This is a genomic window from Nonomuraea sp. NPDC049141 (assembly GCF_040648415.1).
In the GTDB taxonomy this organism is placed as follows: Bacteria; Actinomycetota; Actinomycetes; order Streptosporangiales; family Streptosporangiaceae; genus Nonomuraea.
The window spans coordinates 1-3,674 of the sequence record NZ_JBEZDR010000091.1 but is presented as its reverse complement, the minus strand read 5'-3'; the positions used below and the strand labels follow the sequence as shown (position 1 = coordinate 3,674).

Genomic DNA, 3,674 nt, shown 5'->3' with positions numbered 1-3,674 from the left:
TACCCGAGCACCACCGAGGCGAACCGGGTCACCAACCTCTTCGCCGGCCCCTCCGACGTGCCCGGTCGGTCAGCCCACCGTGGTGAGCATGCTCGGCCAGCTGTCGCGGAAGATCTCGGACCCGGCGCGGTCCGTGCTGCGGGTGCCGGCGAAGAGGTTGGTGACCCGGTTCGCCTCGGTGGTGCTCGGGTACGGGTTGGTGCAGCTGGTGCCGGCGCTGCCGCCGGACATCAGCAGCGCGCAGTTGCCGTTGTAGTTGTCGGGCAGGCCGAGGATGTGCCCGATCTCGTGCGTCATGATCCGCAGCGGGCTGTACTGCTGGGCCTGCTGGGTGTCGATGTAGACCCGCCCGTTGCCGAGGCTGGTCCGGATGGCGTACGAGCCACCGCCGGTGATCTGGTAGATCCGCAGGTTGGAGCCGCAGTTCGCCGTGAGCGTCAGGTTCGACGTGGCGTTGTTCCAGATCGAGGCGGCCTGGTTGGCCGTACCGGCGAAGCTGCCCGCCTGGCTGGTGTTGTAGCAGATGGTCATGGCAGCCGAGGCGGGCGTCGGGTTGGCGACCGTGACGCCGAGGGTGGCGAGCGCCGTCGCGGCGAACGCGGCCGCGAGCCGGTTGAGTCGTGAGGTCATCGCTGACTCCAATCCGGGAGGAGGGGTATCCGGAGCGTAGCCCTATAAATTCATGATTTTCAATGCCTGGCCGACGGGTGCGACCCGGTTCCGACTCCTCCGCGCCCGCGGCTCGCCGAGCTCCGTGCAGATGCGCTAGCCTAACGATCGTTCAGGTCAGCCGGTCCGCCGCGAGGTGACCGGCTCAGGTGGCGAGGGAGTCGGCGTGACGCTCGACGGTGAGGCACTGGAGCAGCTGCGCAAGCGGGCCCGGGCCGGCGGTGCGGACAAGTACCACGCGGCGAACGCCGCCAAGGGCAAGCTCTTCGCCCGGGAGCGGGTAGCGCTCCTGGTGGACGAGGGCTCCTTCGTCGAGGACGGCCTCTACGCCAACGCGATGGCCGAAGGGCTCCCCGCCGACGGCGTGGTGACCGGCACCGCGACCATCGACGGCCGCCCGGTCTGCCTGATGGCGAACGACTCCACGGTCAAGGCGGGTAGCTGGGGCGCCCGTACCGTCGAAAAGATCATCCGGATCATCGAGCGGGCCTACTCGACCAGCGTGCCGATGGTCTACCTGGTCGACTCGGCCGGCGCCCGGATCACCGACCAGGTCGACCTCTTCCCCGGCCGTCGCGGCGCCGGCAAGATCTTCTGGAACCAGGTCCGCGCCTCCGGCTCCATCCCGCAGGTCTGCGCGCTGTTCGGGCCGAGCGCGGCCGGCGGGGCGTACATCCCGGCGTTCTGCGACGTGGTCGCCATGGTCGACGGCAACGCCAGCATGTACCTCGGCTCCGACCGGATGGTCGAGATGGTCACCGGCGAGAAGACCACGCTGGAGGCGATGGGCGGGGCCAAGGTGCACTGCGCCGAGTCCGGCGTCGGGCACTTCCTCTGCAAGACGGAGGCCGACGCCCTCGACGTGGTGCGGCGCTACCTGTCCTACCTCCCGACCAACTGGACGCAGCAGCCGCCGGCCGCGTCCGCCGTCGAAGCGCCGGAGAAGGCCGACCTGGCCGCGCTGGTGCCGGCGAGCGAGCGGCAGGCGTTCGACATGCGACGGTACGTCAAGGGCCTGCTCGACGACGGCTCCTTCTTCGAGATCCAGGCGCTCTGGGCCAAGGAGCTGACGATCGGCTTCGGCCGGCTGAACGGCGAGGTCGTCGGCGTGGTCGGCAACAACTCGATGTTCAAGGGCGGCGTGCTCTTCGTCGACTCGGCCGACAAGGCGACCCGCTTCGTGCAGCTCTGCGACGCGTTCAACGTGCCGCTGCTCTTCCTCTCCGACGTGCCCGGGTTCATGGTCGGCAGCGCGGTGGAGAAGCAGGGCATCATCCGGCACGGCGCCAAGATGATCACCGCGATCTCGGAGGCGACCGTACCCAAGATCTGCGTGGTGGTCCGCAAGGCGTACGGCGCCGGCCTCTACGCGATGGCCGGGCCGGGCTTCGAGCCGGACGCCACGATCGCGCTGCCCACCGCCAAGATCGCGGTGATGGGCGCCGAGGCGGCGGTCAACGCGGTCTACGCGAACAAGATCGCGGCGATCGAGGACGAGTCCGAGCGGGCCGCGTTCGTCGCCGCGAAGCGCGAGGAGTACGAGCGCGACATCGACGTGGTGCGGCTCGCCAGCGAACTGGTCGTCGACGCGATCATCGAGCCGCACGAGCTGCGCGCCGAGCTGGTCCGGCGGTTCGCCGCCGCCCGCACCAAGGAGCGGCACTTCTCCCGGCGCCGGCACGGCGTCACCCCGGTCTGATCCCGTCGCCGGCCCACCCGGCCGGCCCGGATCCGCACCGCGCACCAGCGACCTGTCCGTTCCCGGCGTCACGAGCGCCCGGCGGCCCATCCACACAGGAGGATTCCATGGACTTCCGGCTCACCGAGGAGCAAGAGGCGCTGCGGGAGAGCGTGCGGGAATTCGCGCGCGAGGTGGTCGCCCCGGTCATCGCGGAGCACTACGAGAAGCACACCTTCCCGTACGAGGTGATCCGGCAGATGGGCAAGATGGGCCTGTTCGGCCTGCCCTTCGCCGAGGAGCACGGCGGCATGGGCGGCGACTACTTCGCGCTCTGCCTCGCCCTGGAGGAGCTGGCCCGGGTCGACTCCAGCGTGGCGATCACCCTGGAGGCGGCGGTCTCGCTCGGCGCGATGCCGATCTACCGTTTCGGCACCGACGAGCAGAAGGCGACGTGGCTGCCGAAGCTGCTCAGCGGCGAGGCGCTGGCCGGCTTCGGGCTGACCGAGCCGGGCACCGGCTCGGACGCCGGGGGCACCCAGACCCGCGCGGTGCTCGACGAGTCCACCGGCGAGTGGGTGATCAACGGGTCCAAGGCGTTCATCACCAACTCGGGCACCGACATCACCGCGCTGGTCACCGTCACCGCGGTCACCGGCACCCGCCCGGACGGCTCCAAGGAGCTCTCCACCATCATCGTGCCCTCCGGCACGCCGGGCTTCACCGTCGCGCCGGGCTACTCCAAGGTCGGCTGGAACGCCTCGGACACCCACGAGCTGACCTTCGACGACTGCCGGGTGCCGGCGGCGAACCTGCTCGGCGAGCGCGGCCGGGGCTTCGCCCAGTTCCTGCGCATCCTCGACGAGGGGCGGATCGCCATCGCCGCCCTGGCTGTCGGCCTGGCCCAGGGCTGCGTCGACGAGTCGGTCAGGTACGCGAAGGAGCGCCAGGCGTTCGGCCAGCCGATCGGCAACTACCAGGCGATCCAGTTCAAGATCGCCGACATGGAGATGAAGGCGCACACCGCCCGCCTGGCCTACTACGACGCGGCGGCGCGGATGCTCGCCGGCGAGCCGTTCAAGCGGCAGGCCGCCATCGCCAAGCTGCACGCCAGCACCATCGCCGTGGACAACGCCCGCGAGGCGACCCAGATCCACGGCGGCTACGGCTTCATGAACGAGTACCCGGTGGCGCGGTTCTGGCGCGACTCCAAGATCCTGGAGATCGGCGAGGGCACGTCCGAGGTGCAGCGCATGATCATTGCGCGCGACCTGGGTATGTGACCCGGCGCGGGCCCGGTGGCGTGGGGCGGCCCCCCTCGCGCCAC

Annotated in this window: 3 protein-coding genes; 2 read left to right on the top strand and 1 reads right to left on the bottom strand. The window is 70.3% G+C overall.

Annotation, left to right across the window (positions count from 1 at the left end; translation table 11 throughout):
* Positions 1-69: 69 nt before the first annotated feature.
* A complete protein-coding gene (locus AB0B91_RS64485) occupies positions 70-630 on the bottom strand; it encodes a snapalysin family zinc-dependent metalloprotease (protein WP_357659834.1) in 561 nt (186 codons plus the stop codon).
* 205 nt (positions 631-835) lie between these two features.
* Between AB0B91_RS64485 and AB0B91_RS64480 the strand changes: the two genes are divergently transcribed.
* Positions 836-2,368 carry an acyl-CoA carboxylase subunit beta gene (locus AB0B91_RS64480; RefSeq protein ID WP_089002749.1) on the top strand — a complete coding sequence of 511 codons (1,533 nt, stop codon included), beginning with the start codon at positions 836-838 and terminating at the stop codon, positions 2,366-2,368.
* 107 nt (positions 2,369-2,475) lie between these two features.
* Positions 2,476-3,630 carry an acyl-CoA dehydrogenase family protein gene (locus AB0B91_RS64475; protein WP_089002748.1) on the top strand — a complete coding sequence of 385 codons (1,155 nt, stop codon included), beginning with the start codon at positions 2,476-2,478 and terminating at the stop codon, positions 3,628-3,630.
* Positions 3,631-3,674 lie beyond the last annotated feature (44 nt).